12 protein-coding genes are annotated in these 12553 nt (G+C 68.4%); 5 read left to right on the top strand and 7 right to left on the bottom strand.

Annotated features, from left to right (window positions below; translation table 11 throughout):
* Position 1 precedes the first annotated feature (1 nt).
* Both BLS66_RS20060 and BLS66_RS20055 read right to left on the bottom strand, forming a co-directional pair.
* The gene (locus BLS66_RS20060) at positions 2–1891 is read right to left on the bottom strand and encodes an EAL domain-containing protein (protein WP_074726633.1); all 1890 of its coding nucleotides are present in this window, start codon (positions 1889–1891) and stop codon (positions 2–4) included.
* Between the two features lie 44 nt (positions 1892–1935).
* On the bottom strand, positions 1936–2553 hold the full coding sequence (locus BLS66_RS20055) for a DUF4126 domain-containing protein (protein WP_053461578.1): 618 nt from the start codon (positions 2551–2553) through the stop codon (positions 1936–1938).
* A gap of 179 nt (positions 2554–2732) precedes the next feature.
* On the opposite strand from BLS66_RS20055, the gene BLS66_RS20050 reads away from it, so the two are divergent.
* From BLS66_RS20050 to ampE, 5 genes are all read left to right on the top strand, one after another.
* The gene (locus tag BLS66_RS20050) at positions 2733–3476 is read left to right on the top strand and encodes a DUF6776 family protein (RefSeq protein WP_074726632.1); all 744 of its coding nucleotides are present in this window, start codon (positions 2733–2735) and stop codon (positions 3474–3476) included.
* Positions 3477–3480: 4 nt separating this feature from the next.
* Complete coding sequence (locus BLS66_RS20045; RefSeq protein ID WP_049467999.1) at positions 3481–3945, top strand: bactofilin family protein; 465 nt, start codon at positions 3481–3483, stop codon at positions 3943–3945.
* 31 nt (positions 3946–3976) lie between these two features.
* The gene (gene erpA / locus BLS66_RS20040; protein ID WP_005419789.1) at positions 3977–4369 is read left to right on the top strand and encodes an iron-sulfur cluster insertion protein ErpA; all 393 of its coding nucleotides are present in this window, start codon (positions 3977–3979) and stop codon (positions 4367–4369) included.
* Between the two features lie 116 nt (positions 4370–4485).
* Positions 4486–5391 carry an NAD(+) diphosphatase gene (nudC, locus tag BLS66_RS20035; protein ID WP_049467998.1) on the top strand — a complete coding sequence of 302 codons (906 nt, stop codon included), beginning with the start codon at positions 4486–4488 and terminating at the stop codon, positions 5389–5391.
* A gap of 145 nt (positions 5392–5536) precedes the next feature.
* Complete coding sequence (ampE, locus tag BLS66_RS20030; RefSeq protein ID WP_057494317.1) at positions 5537–6424, top strand: regulatory signaling modulator protein AmpE; 888 nt, start codon at positions 5537–5539, stop codon at positions 6422–6424.
* A gap of 517 nt (positions 6425–6941) precedes the next feature.
* On the opposite strand, the gene BLS66_RS20025 is transcribed toward ampE, so the two are convergent.
* From BLS66_RS20025 to yccS, 5 genes are all read right to left on the bottom strand, one after another.
* Positions 6942–7367: a DUF2752 domain-containing protein gene (locus BLS66_RS20025; protein ID WP_049468614.1), complete on the bottom strand. Its 426-nt coding sequence runs from the start codon at positions 7365–7367 to the stop codon at positions 6942–6944.
* Between the two features lie 43 nt (positions 7368–7410).
* Positions 7411–7689, bottom strand: coding sequence for a CD225/dispanin family protein (locus BLS66_RS20020; RefSeq protein ID WP_005419785.1), 279 nt, complete (start codon positions 7687–7689; stop codon positions 7411–7413).
* Between the two features lie 34 nt (positions 7690–7723).
* Positions 7724–8011 carry a CD225/dispanin family protein gene (locus tag BLS66_RS20015; RefSeq protein WP_005419784.1) on the bottom strand — a complete coding sequence of 96 codons (288 nt, stop codon included), beginning with the start codon at positions 8009–8011 and terminating at the stop codon, positions 7724–7726.
* 229 nt (positions 8012–8240) lie between these two features.
* Positions 8241–10130 carry an MFS transporter gene (locus tag BLS66_RS20010; RefSeq protein WP_074726631.1) on the bottom strand — a complete coding sequence of 630 codons (1890 nt, stop codon included), beginning with the start codon at positions 10128–10130 and terminating at the stop codon, positions 8241–8243.
* A 42-nt stretch (positions 10131–10172) separates the two neighbouring features.
* Complete coding sequence (gene yccS / locus BLS66_RS20005) at positions 10173–12350, bottom strand: YccS family putative transporter (protein ID WP_074726630.1); 2178 nt, start codon at positions 12348–12350, stop codon at positions 10173–10175.
* Positions 12351–12553: the final 203 nt, after the last annotated feature.

The following is a 12553-nucleotide window of genomic DNA, read 5'->3' as shown; positions in this document are numbered from 1 at the left end:
GTCAGAGCACCGCGTTGTGGAAGTCGAAGTTCAGGTCGCTGCCGGCCGACTGCACCATGTTGCCCTGGATGTAGTCCACGCCGCCGACCCACATCGCCGCAGCCGCCTGCGGATCCTCGATCTGCTGGCCGATGATCTTCAGTCCGGCGGCATGCGCCTGTTCGATCGCCTTGCGCAGTTCCTCGCGCGTGGCGGGGTTGGAATGGCTGCTGGAGAAGCGCGCGGCCATGCGCACGAACGACAGCGGCAGCTGGGTCAGCAGGGCGTCGGCCTCGCCGCCGGGTTCGAACTGGCTCAGGCAGAAGCGCACCCCGGCACTGGCCATGCGCTGGCAGAACTGCTGCAGCGGCACGGTGTGGATCAGCGCATCGGGCAAGCGCACGTCGATCACCAGCGCAGCGCCGGGCAGGTCACGCTGCTGCAGCGATTCCAGCAGCCAGTCGGCGAAGGCATCGCGCTGCAGGGTGCGCAGCGACTGCGAGACGAACAGGTTCAGCGGCTGCGTCGCGTGCCGGTACAGATCCAGCAGCCCCAGCGCGTGGTCCATGACCTGCTGGTCGAGGTCGGCGATGCGGCCCGCTGCTTCCGCCGCCGGGATCACCTGGCCGGCGGCCAGCACCGTGCCATCGGCCTGGCGCAGGCGCAGCAGCAGCTGGTACTGCGCGGTGTTGCCACCGGCGACGGCGACGATCGGCTGGTAGGCCAGTTCCAGCTGGCCTTCCAGCAGCGCCAGATGCTCCTGTTCGGTGACCGCCTGGCGATGCACATGGCCCGCCACGCCGGCACTGAGCAGGCGGGCCTGCAGGGTGGTGCGCTCGACCGCCTCCAGCGCACTGTTGGCATCCTCGAAGCCCGGTGACAGGGGGGCATAGCCGACCACGCCGCGCAGGTGCACCGATTCGTCGTCGCGGATCACGAAGGCGCGTGCCGACAGCTGCTCGCGCAGGGAAGCGGCGATGCCCTCCAGCGCGTCCTCGTCGGCGTTGCGGGCCAGCAGCAGGAAGCTGTTGTCGTTCAGGCGGGCCAGCAGGTGCGGATGCCCGGCCTCGGCCAGACGCTGCCCGGCCTGCACCATCAGCCGTTCAAACGCGGCATAGCCATAGCGCTCGCGCAGGCCCAGCGCGCTGGCCACTTCGACGAAGAACACGCCGCCGCGGTCGCGGTGGGCAAGTGCGGTGTTGAGCTGCTGCAGCACGTGATGGCGCGTCGGCAGGCCGGTTTCCGGATTGCTGGTGGCCGGTGCGCCGCTGGCACCAGGCAGGGTCGCCGCCTGGGCGCGTGCGCGGCGGATGCGGTTGGCCACTGCGGCGATCAGGTGGCGGGGCCGGATCGGCTTGCTCAGGTAATCGTCGGCGCCGCTGTCGAGTACTTCGAACTGGCGCTCCGGATCCGGATCACCGCTGAGGAACACGATCGGCAGCAGCTGCAGGCCGGGCTGCTGGCGGATCAGTGCGGTCAGCCGCATGCCATCCAGCCCGGGCAGGTGCAGATCCATCAGGATCAGGTCGGGGCGGTGTTCCTTGATCGCCTGCAGCGCGCCATCGGCGTCGCTGTGCACGATCGCCTGCATGCCGGCGCCGTGCAGCACGCTCTGCGCGAACAGGGCCTGCGCACGATCGTCTTCGACGATCAGCACGCGGTAGGGCGAGTCCGATGACGGTGGGGCAAGATCGTTGTTGCCGGCTTCGGCCGCGGTGATCGGACCGGGCAGCGGCGGCGGTGCGCCGTTGACCGGGGCAGGCACATCGGCCGCCACGGCGGGCGGGGCCGCAGCCATCGGTGCGGCAACCGCAGGCGGCGCCACCTCCGGCGTCCAGCGTTGCCAATGATCGGCCGGAGGGGTTTCAGCGCGTCCCGGGCGGGCGCCCGCGGGGGATTCGTTTGCGGCCATCGGTGCTCCTGGTGTTCGCGTCCATTATGCGACAAGCCCGGTGCTCAGCCGCTGCCGGTGTGCCCGGGGGCTGATGCGGATGCACCGCGCGCCAGCCAGCGCACGCCCTTCCACAGTGCGCGCCAGACCAGCCACACCAGCAGTGCGCCGGCCAGGCTGCAGGCCAGCACCACCACCAGGGCGATCCACGGATGCGCCAACGCCAGTGCCAGCCCGCCGACCACCACGGTGTCTTCGGCAGCGGAGGCCACCCAGTTGCTGGCCGGTTCCGGTGAGGTGTTGAGCAGGGCGCGGGTGCCGGCCTTCAGGCCGTGGCTGGCCAGGGCGACGCCGGCACCGGCGGCGAGTGCGCCGGCGCCGAGCTGACCGTCCGGCGACAGGGTGGCCGCTGCGAGGAACGCGCCGGCCGGCACGCGTGCAAGCGTCTGCACCAGGTCCCAGACCGAGTCCACGCCGGGAATCTTGTCGGCGAAGAACTCGGCGATGGCCAGTGCTGCCGACGTGCCCAGCACCCACCAGGATTCGGTGGCCTGCAGGGCGGGCGGCAGCTCGACCCAGCCGAGCAGGCCGGCCAGGCCGACGCCGAACACGGTGAGGTAGACGCGGATTCCGGCCAGCCAAGCCAGCAGGATGCCGATCACGAACAGGTGGGCTTCGGTCATGGCGGTGCTCCGGCGACGGAACTGTGCAGGGGGCCACACTATCGACGATGGCGTGCCTGAACGCCACAGACCGTGGCCGGCCAGGGCGCAGGAAACCCCCTCGTCCTGTCATACACTAACCCGTCGTTTGCCACAGGGGCCGTACCGGTGTCGCCCTCGCGATACCCCGGAAACCACCCATGACCAACCGTCCTCCCATGCGCGTGCAGGTCCGCCTGCCCGGCGCGCCGCAACCGCCTGCCGACCGTCGCCGCCTGCTGGTGATCGGCGCCGTCTGGCTGCTCAGCCTGGTGCTGGCGGTGCTTGGCGGCTGCTGGATGGCCACCCCGCGCGATGCCCAGGGCCAGCGCCTGCAGGCCGCCGAGAAGCGTGCCGAGACGCTGCAGGCGCAGTTGACCGAGCTGCGCCAGAAGCAGGCCACGCTGGAAGCCTCCGACCGCATCAGCCGCGCCGCCAACACCGAGGTGCAGTCCTCGCTGGCCGAACGCGATGAGGAAATCGCCGGGCTGCGCGCCGATGTCGCCTTCTACGAGCGACTGGTCGGCTCGACCAGCCAGCGCAAGGGCCTGAACACCCATTCGATCGAGTTCAGCCCGGAGGCGGCCGGCACCTGGCAGTACACCGCCGTGCTGACCCAGAACCTCAACCGCGGTGCCATCAGCCAGGGGCAGATGCGCTTCACCGTGGAAGGCGTGAAGAACGGCAAGCTGGCCACGATCAGCTGGGATGATCTGCACCAGCGCAGCAAGGTGCCGGGACAGGATTACTCGTTCCGGTACTTCCAGCAGCTCACCGGCAGCGTGATGCTGCCGGCTGACTTCACCCCGCAACGCGTGCGGGTGACATTGGGGAGTGGTACGGGGGGTACCACCCAGGTATTCGACTGGAAACAGGCCGGTGCGCCGGCCAGCAAAGGGGAGTAGGCAGATGTTCGGAAGCAGCAAATCCAACCGTGACGGCCAGCTGGTGGTGGATGCCCTGATCGGCAACCAGGTGGTGATCCGCGGTGACGTGGAATTCAGTGGGGGGCTGTATGTGGAAGGCCGCATCCACGGCAAGGTGATTGCCAGCGAAGGCGCCAGTGGTGCAACCCTGACGGTTGCCGAGCATGGCGTGATCGAGGGCGAGATCCGCGCGCAGGTGGTGGTCATCAGCGGCCGCCTGGACGGCGACGTGCATGCCACCGAGAAGGTCGAACTGACCCCGAGCGCCCGGGTCAATGGCAATGTCCATTACCAGGTGGTGGAGATGAATGCGGGGGCTCAGCTGAACGGCCGCCTGATCCATGCCAGCGCACCGGTCGCGGCGCTGCCGGCACCGGACGGCGACGAGGCCAAGGGCGACAAGGGCGACACCGCCGCGCGCCGCAAGCTGGCCGAGGCGATGGCTTGAAAGCCGTCGCCGGCACCCCCATGCTGGCAGCATGAGTACGCTAGTCTCCCTGCCCGGCGCCACCCCGGTTGCCGCGCCCGATTACCAGTCGCTGGAGCGTCCGCTGAACTTCACCGAGTCGGCGGCCGCCAAGGTCAAATCCCTGATCCAGGAAGAGGGCAACCCCGACCTGGCGCTGCGCGTGTACATCGAGGGAGGTGGCTGTTCGGGCTTCCAGTACGGGTTCGAGTTCGATGAGAACCGTGCCGAGGACGACCTGGCGGTGCAGACCAGCGGGGTGACCCTGCTGGTCGACCCGCTGAGCCTGCAGTACCTGATGGGGGCCGAGGTGGATTACACCGAGAGCCTGACCGGTGCGCAGTTCGTGATCCGCAACCCGAACGCGAAGACCACCTGCGGCTGCGGCAGCAGCTTCAGCATGTAGCAGATCCACGCCACGCGTGGATGCGCGGTGCCCGCGACCGCGCCTGTGGACCACACGGGCAAACTGCGCACAGTGCCGACCTTGCCACCCGCCTCGATTGGCGGCACGCTTGGCGGATGCCCAATACTCCTTCGCCGCTTTCCGGTTTTGCCTTCGTTGGCGAACCCCTGGAGCGCGCCGATGCCCTGCGCGAGGATGCCGATGCATTGGCGCGCCTGTGGCCGGGCGCGCGCATCCTCGTCCTCGATCAGGACGGCAGCGCCTTCACCGGCGATGATGACCAGCCGTTGGCGCTGACCGGCGCCGACATCGGTGGTGGCCCCGGTGCTGCGATCTTCCTTGGCCTGCGTGGGGAACAGGCGTGGTTCTCGGTCGAAGCCGCCAATGTCACGGTGAGCGCACCCAGACGCCTTGATCTGCGCCAGGCGGCCTTGCTGTGGTCGACGGCTGACGCGACCGCCTTCAGCTATGCCCGCGGCATGTCCTACTGGCACTCGCGCACCCGCTTCTGCGGTGTGTGTGGCGGTGCCGTGGCATTCGCCCGGGGCGGCTTCGTCGGCCGTTGCGCGCAGTGTTCCACCGAACATTACCCCCGCGTCGATCCGGCCGTGATTGTCGCGGTGGAAAACCAGGGGCGGTTGTTGCTGGGCCGGCAGTCGAACTGGGCCCCCCGTCGTTACTCGGTCCTGGCCGGCTTCGTCGAACCCGGCGAGACCTTCGAGCAGACCGTGGTGCGCGAAGTCCATGAGGAGAGCAAGGTGCGGGTAACCGCCTGCCAGTATCTCGGATCGCAACCATGGCCGTTCCCCGGCGCGCTGATGGTCGGCTTCCGTGCGCAGGCACTGGACGACCTGCCGACCGTGGATGGCGAGCTGGAGGATGCGCGCTGGTTCAGTGCCGACGAGGTTGGCGCTGCGCTGGCCCGTGATGTGGAGGATGACGGCGAGGGGATCCGCCTGTCGCCGCCGATCTCGATTTCGCGTGGGCTCATCGAGCACTGGTACCGCGAGCAGCAGGGCTGAGCCGACGCTGCCGCCGGGCCGTGGTGGCCGCTGTATTGCCACCACCTGAACACGGCCCGGGTTACAGTCCGGTTCACCGCTGAGGGGGCCGCTGCGACAGGTAAGGTAGCGGCGCCGAGCGTTCTGTTTCGTAGGGAGACCTGCCATGTTCACCACTCTGGCCGCCGTGCTGGTGGCGCTGGCCCTGGGCCATGTTGCCCCCGCCGCTGCCGCTTCGCTGCGCCGTTTCGACGGCTTCCGGCGCTGGCTGGGCTGGCTGGACGCGCACGGCGGCAAGGCATGGCAGGGACCGGCCGGTGCGGCGCTGGCGCTGCTGCCGCCGCTGTTGCTGATGGCGCTGCTGGCGTGGCTGCTGCGCGGGGTGCTGTTCGGCCTGCCGTCGCTGCTGCTGGGCGTGGCGGTGCTGGCCTGGTGCTGGGGGCCGCGCGACCTGGATCGCGATATCGAAGCCATCATCGATGCCGATGACGCGGCGACGCGGCAGGCGGCCGTGCGCAACCTGCAATCCGCCGGCGGCAGCCTGCGCGAGGACGTGCCATCGCTGGTCGAGGCGACCGTGCTCAATGCGCTGCGGCGCTGGTTCGCGGTGCTGTTCTGGTTCCTGTTGCTGGGCCCGGCCGGTGCGTTGGGCTACCGCTTGCTGGCGCTGATGGCGGAAAGCCCGATGCGTGCACGCGTGCCGGTGGAGCCGCTGGCACTGGCGCAGCGCCTGCTGGGATGGATCGAGTGGCCGGTAGCGCAGCTGATGGCGTTCTCGATGGCGCTGGTGGGCAACTTCGATACGGCGTGGAAGGCCTGGCGCCAGGCCCATGGCGAGCGCCTGGCGGGCACCATCGGTTTCCTGGGCGCGGTGGCGCGGGCCAGCGTCAACGCCGAGCTGCGCGAGGATGCGCACGATTACACCGAGGCCGGGCTGTTGCCGGTGTGGCAGCGGCTGCCGGACCTGCGTGATGCGATGAGCCTGGTGTGGCGGATGCTGCTGCTGTGGCTGGCGATTCTCGCCCTGCTGGTGATTGCAGGCTGGGTGACGTAGGTGTTTTGGCAGGGCTTGCAGCCCTGCACCTGCAGAGGCCAAAGCCAAAGCCAAAGCCAAAGCGGCTCTGGGTTGCTGAGGGTTGGGCGGGGCGGTGTGGGGCTGCAGGACACGCCGTAAACCCGTCCCTGGGGGCTCGATGGCGCCATCCATGGCGCCAACGGTCCTGCGGCCCCACACCGCCCCACCCCCGACAGTTTCCCGGTGACGGTGGGTCAAATGCGACTGCCGTTGGGTGTCGACCTTGGTTGACACGGTAGATCCACGCCATGCGTGGATGCGTAGCGAAGCGATCCGCTTTTGCTTTTGATCTTCTTTTTCTTTTCCGTGGTGGACGTGCACGGAAACTGTCCGTGGCCGGGCGGGTGGGCTGCGCAGGGGCGTGAGCCGCATGGATGCGGCGACCGAGCTTACATGGACGTACTTGCAGCGACCCCTGCGCAGTCCACCCGCCCGGCCAATCCCATGATCGACAAACGCCGCCCACCACGAGGGGCTGCGCCGTTGGCTGGAAAACCTAGACCGGTGCCAGTGCGGTGAACGGTGCCCACGGCAGGTTGCGCAGCAGCGCATACCCGGGCAGCAGCCAGAGCCAGAACGTGGGATTGGCCAGTACCCGCATCAACGGGTCGAGCACGCGCGGGCGGATGCCGGCGGTGTTCAGCAGCATCAGCAACAGGAACGGCAGGCTGATGACCAGCAGCGGGTTCATCGCCATCGCGCCGGGCAGGTCGAAGTGGACCAGTGAATACAGGCAGCGGGTGCTGCCACAGCCCGGGCAGTACAGGCCGGTCAGCGCGTACAGCGGGCAGCTCGGCAACGGATTGCCGGCGACATAGGGATTGACGTTGCGCAGCACCAGCGCGGCACCGGCGGCCAGTCCGGTGGCGGCCAGCAGCGGTGCCCAGCGGGCCAGTCGGGATCGGGAGGGCAGTGCGGACATGCAGCAACGGATCCGGCGCAGGCGCCGGATCCGTCCACGCGGATCAGTAGCCGCTGTTGCTCATCGCACCCATGCCGCCGAGAGCGACGATCAGGATGCCGTACAGCACGCCGACCACGACGGCGGCGATGGCCGACCAGATGGCCCACTTCTTGGCCTTGGCCGAGGATTCCTGGGCACCGGCGATATCGCCAGCGGCCAGCTTGCCGTTGACCTGCGCGGCGTAGACGATCGAGACGATGCCGGCCGGCAGGCAGCAGAACAGGGTGCTCAGGATGGCCCAGACCAGGTTGTTCGGGACCTGCGGAGTGGCGGTGTTCATGGGTTCAAGCTCCTTGATGGGTGGTGGTGGTGAATCATTGGTCGGAAAGAGCGCCCAGTACGGCCAAGCCGCCGAACAGCCCGAACCACAACAACAACAGGACCGGCAGGGCCACGGCCGAAGCCACCGCCCACCAGCCCGCCTTGCGCGACGCGCTGTAGGCCCCCGGCAGGTCGCCCGCCGCGCGGCGGCCATCGACCTGGGAGGCGTAGACGATCGACACCACGCCCAACGGCAGGCAGCAGAACAGCGTCGTCAGGATTGCCCAGACCAGATGGTTGGGGATGTAGACCGGACGGCTGAGCGGTGGCGGTTGATTCAAAGCGAGACTCCATTCCTTGGTGGCCGGCCCTGGTGCATTGGCCGAACCTCCCCCCTGTGGGTGCGTAATCTACCTCAACCTGCGCTGCATGTATGCGGTTACAGTCAGATACTGCCGTGTATGGCCCTTGACCGGGCGCGTCTGACGGCCCCTGCAATGAAACAGAGGCCGTCGTGGCAGGGGGAATGGGGCTGTTGCCTGGAAGGGTTACCGGCGGCCGCGCGGCCGATCAGGCGTGATCACCACGCAGGGCCCGCACCTGAGCCTCCAGCACCGGGGCGCTGGTGGCGCGGCCATCCACGGCCGGTGCCGCCACCACCTCGACCGTGGCGCGGAAACGACGCGGCACCCGCATGCGGCCAAGCCGGCTGTCGCGCCGGCTCCACATGCTCGACCACATGCCACGCAGGGCCATCGGCACCACCGGCACCGGCCGTCGCTCGAGGATCTTCTCGACGCCGGACTTGAACGGCGCCATCTCTCCGTCGCGGGTCAGCGCACCCTCCGGGAAGATGCATACCAGCTCACCCTCGGCCAGCGCAGCGTCGATCTCGTCGAACGCGCGCTGCATCAGCGCCGGGTCCTCGCGCGCGCCGGCAATCGGGATCGCCTTGGCAGTCCGGAATATCCAGCGCATCACCGGGATGTTGAAGATCTTGTAGTACATGACGAAGCGCACCGGGCGCGGAATCGTCGCCGACAGGATCAGCGCGTCCATGTAGCTGACGTGGTTGCAGACCAGCAGTGCGGCACCTTCGTCCGGCACGTTGGCCTCGATGCCGTGCGGGCGCAGCCGGTACAGGGTGCGCACCATCAGCCAGCTGAGGAAGCGCATCAGGAATTCGGGGACGATGGTGAAGATGTAGATCGCCACCAGCGCGTTGGCGATGGCCAGTGCCAGGAACTGCTGCGGAATGGTCCAGTGCAGCAGCGTGTGCGCGGCCAGCGACAGCAGCGCCGCAGCGACGATGAAGCCCGAGTTCTGGATGTTCAACGCCGCGAACACGCGCGACATCTGCGCCTTCGGGGTGCGGCTCTGGATCAGCGCGAACAGGGGTACCACGAAGATGCCGGTGAACAGGCCGATGCCGATCAGGTCGATGACGATGCGCAGGCTGCCGGGCTGCTGCAGGAACGGCCCGATGGTCAGCCCGTGCACGGTCGCTTCGCCGCTGCGGGCGAAGTACAGGTCGAGCAGGAACGCGGTCATGCCAAACGCGCCCAGCGGCACCAGGCCGATTTCCACGGTACGGGCCGACAGCTTTTCGCACAGCAGCGAGCCGACGCCGGTGCCGACCGAGAACAGGGCCAGCGCGAAGATGTACAGGGTCGGCTCGCCGCCCAGGTTGGTGACCGCGTAGGCCGGCAGCTGGGAGGTCAGTACGGTGCCGACGAACCAGAACCAGGACACGCCCAGGATCGAGTTGCGCACGGCCTTCTGCTGGCGCGCCATGCGCAGCACCGCCAGCGATTCCGGCAGCGGGTTCCAGTTGATCTTCAGAGCAGGGTCGCCGGCATCGACCTTCGGGATCAGGCGCGCGGCGATGTTGCCGCAGATCGCCAGTGCGATGATCGCGCACGCGGCCACCACGGTGCCGTGGCTGCCGGCCACGGTGAACACCAGGCCACCGACGATCATGCCGGAGAGAATCGACATCGAGGTGCCCATCTCGACCAGGCCGTTGCCGCCGGTCAGCTCCTCGGGCCTGAGCACCGAGGGCAGGACCGAGTACTTCACCGGGCCGAACAGGGTCGACTGCATGCCGGTGCAGAACAGCGCGACCAGCAGCACCGGCAGGCTCTGGGTGAGGAAGCCGGTGGCCGCCAGCGACATGATCACGATCTCCATGGTGGTGGTGATCACGATCAGGCGCGATTTCTCCAGCTTGTCGGCGATCTGCCCGGCCAGTGCCGAGAACAGGAAATACGGCATGATGAAGATGGCCGGCGCCAGGGTGGCGTACAACCCCAGTTCTTCTTCCGGCACGGCCATGAACAGCAGCATGCTGATGATCGCCTGCCGGTACACGTTGTCATTGAACGCACCGAGCGCCTGCACCACGAAGAACGGCAGGAAGCGGCGCTGGCGCAGCAGGGCGAACTGGTTGTGACCGGACATGGAACCTCCTTGACCGGCGCAGCCTAGCATTCCTGCCCGCGATCAGGTCAGACTGGTTACCGCCTCATTGGCCGCCGCCCGCACCTTCGGCAGCATCCGCAGGACCAGTGCCATCTGCGTGCGGATCAGCTGCAGTTTCGGCGGCATCGCGTCCTCGATCTGCTCCAGCTCTGCGGCCACCGCGCGGTCAGCGTCGTTGTCATCCTCGGCGACCGGTTGCCGAGCGGCCAGCGCCGAGGCCAGCTGCTGCAGTGCCTTGCGCACGCGCTCACCGGCCGCCAATGCCAGCGGATCGCCGGCATAGCTGTCCACCTGGTCGCGATGCGCGCCCAGGGCCGACAGATGACCGAGCAGGGTGTTGGACAGCGCCAGGAAACGGAAGCCGGCGTCCAGGTTGCGGCGGACATGGCCCGGCTCGCGCAGCATGTTCGACAGCGCGGTGGACAGCGCAGCATCGGCGTTGTGCATGTCGCGGCGGGCGATGCGGTAGGCAAGGTCGTCGCGCATGCCGCTGCGGTACTGGCCCAGCACCGAATCCAGGTAGCGTGCGGCGGTGTCCAGCACGCGCGCCAGCACCAGGTGAAGCTGGCGGCCCTGCCAGTCGGGCAGGATCAGGAACGCCGCCGCTGCGGCGATCGCGCAGCCCAGCACCGTATCGACCATGCGCGGCACGATCAGCACGAAGCCATCACCGATCAGGTTGAAACAGGTCAGGGCCATCACCGTAATGGCCGCCGACGCCACCAGGTAGCGGTCGGTGCGGGTGAAGAAGAACAGCAGCGCCGACAGCAGGGCGATCAGCAGCTGCACGTGCAGTTGCGGGAACAGCTGCAGCAGCGCCCAGGTCAGCACCAGGCCGGCCAGCGTGCCGACGATGCGCTGCGCCAGGCGCTGGCGGGTGGCGCCGAAGTTGGGCCGGCACACGAACACGATGGTCAGCAGCACCCACGAGCCGTTCTGCGCATTGAACAGGCGGATCGCGGCAAAGCCGGCGATCAGCGCCAGCGCCATGCGCAGGCCATGGCGGAACAGCACCGAGCCGGGCGTGAGCTGCTGGCGGATGCGCACGCCCATCTCGCGCAACGTGTGCGGGTTGCTGTCGCGCAGACGGGTGTCGACGTTGTCGAGGCTGGCTTCGGAACGCTCGGCATCCAGCAGCCGCCGTTCGATGCTGCGCAGGTTGTGCACCAGCAGGTCCAGTGAAGCGAGCAGGCGCTGCCATTGCGGCCGCTGCTGGTCGCGCAGGTAGGCCAGCGCATCGGCCAGGTCACGGCCGGCCTGCTGGTTGCTTTCGCCGTACACGAACGGGCGGCGCAGGCGGATCGCTTCGCCCAGGCGCGCGCAGGCCTGGCCCTGCAGGTCGAGCAGGCGCTGGCAGCGGTACAGCACGTCGCTGTGGAAGAACGCGTCCACCAGCGCGCCATAGGGGTAGTGCGAGGAACTCGCGCGCTCGTGGAAATCCTGCGCCATGTAGTACAGGCGCAGGTACAGGCCGGAATTCACCCCCGGTCGGCCGGAGCGGCCGAAGCGGGCCAGGATCGCGGTCTTGGCCTCGTTCAACGCACCGACCACACGGCGGTTCTGTTCGGCCAGGTCGAGCTGGCGGCGTTGCAGGTCGGCTTCGCGCACCGGTTCGAACAGCGCGGCCTTCAGTTGCAGGTAGCGGCCCAGTTCCTGGTACAGCCGCGCAACGCGCTCACGCACCGGCCGGTTGGCGAACAGCGCGGTCCACAGGATCGACAACAGGCCGTACCAGACCGCACCGGCCAGCAGGTGGCTGACCGCGTCCAGCGCACTGTGCAGGTCGCTGGCACCGTGCTGCTCCAGGCCGATCATGGTGTAGATCGCCAGCGTCACCGTGGCCTGGGCAATGGACGCGTAGCGCTCGCCGAGCGCGCCAAGCAGGGTCAGGCCGAAGGTGGACAGTGCGAGCGCGCCGATGAAGACCCACGGCCACGGGAACAGCCAGATCACCGAGGCCGCAGCGAGGCAGAAGCACAGCAGCGACAGCATCACGGCCTTGGTCCGGCCCCACCAGTTGTCGTCGGTTTCCGCGATGGCACTGGCGATGATGCCGAGGAACACGCCCGGCAGGGCAGTCAGTGCATCGAACTGCCAGCACACAGCAACCGCGGTGGCCAGCGCGATGAACACGCGCAGGCCGTAGCTGGCCTTTTCGTGGGCCCAGAGGCGGCTGAGGCGGGATTGTCGGGCAGGCATGCAGGCTCGGTGGACGGATCTGCCGCCATTATTGCGGCCTGCGCGTGAAATATGGAGTGCGGCCCAGCGGTCTGCACCCACGGTAGTGCCGCCCGCTGGCCGGCAGCTTGGCCGCTCGGTGCATCGACAAAGCCGGCCAGCGGCCGGCTCTACCAGAGCGATGCGCGTTGCGCGCGCCTGCGCACGCGACGTGCGGGCCAACG

Source organism: Stenotrophomonas pavanii, assembly GCF_900101175.1.
Lineage (GTDB): Bacteria > Pseudomonadota > Gammaproteobacteria > Xanthomonadales > Xanthomonadaceae > Stenotrophomonas > Stenotrophomonas pavanii.
This window is presented reverse-complemented; position numbering and strand designations above follow the sequence as displayed.

What these genes read in the sequence shown, in the direction of transcription:
- BLS66_RS20060 (WP_074726633.1), bottom strand. Translation starts at nt 1,891, where the DNA reads ATGGCCGCAAACGAATCCCCCGCGGGCGCCCGCCCGGGACGCGCTGAA.
- BLS66_RS20055 (WP_053461578.1), bottom strand. Translation starts at nt 2,553, where the DNA reads ATGACCGAAGCCCACCTGTTCGTGATCGGCATCCTGCTGGCTTGGCTG.
- BLS66_RS20050 (WP_074726632.1), top strand. Translation starts at nt 2,733, where the DNA reads ATGACCAACCGTCCTCCCATGCGCGTGCAGGTCCGCCTGCCCGGCGCG.
- BLS66_RS20045 (WP_049467999.1), top strand. Translation starts at nt 3,481, where the DNA reads ATGTTCGGAAGCAGCAAATCCAACCGTGACGGCCAGCTGGTGGTGGAT.
- erpA (WP_005419789.1), top strand. Translation starts at nt 3,977, where the DNA reads ATGAGTACGCTAGTCTCCCTGCCCGGCGCCACCCCGGTTGCCGCGCCC.
- nudC (WP_049467998.1), top strand. Translation starts at nt 4,486, where the DNA reads ATGCCCAATACTCCTTCGCCGCTTTCCGGTTTTGCCTTCGTTGGCGAA.
- ampE (WP_057494317.1), top strand. Translation starts at nt 5,537, where the DNA reads ATGTTCACCACTCTGGCCGCCGTGCTGGTGGCGCTGGCCCTGGGCCAT.
- BLS66_RS20025 (WP_049468614.1), bottom strand. Translation starts at nt 7,367, where the DNA reads ATGTCCGCACTGCCCTCCCGATCCCGACTGGCCCGCTGGGCACCGCTG.
- BLS66_RS20020 (WP_005419785.1), bottom strand. Translation starts at nt 7,689, where the DNA reads ATGAACACCGCCACTCCGCAGGTCCCGAACAACCTGGTCTGGGCCATC.
- BLS66_RS20010 (WP_074726631.1), bottom strand. Translation starts at nt 10,130, where the DNA reads ATGTCCGGTCACAACCAGTTCGCCCTGCTGCGCCAGCGCCGCTTCCTG.
- yccS (WP_074726630.1), bottom strand. Translation starts at nt 12,350, where the DNA reads ATGCCTGCCCGACAATCCCGCCTCAGCCGCCTCTGGGCCCACGAAAAG.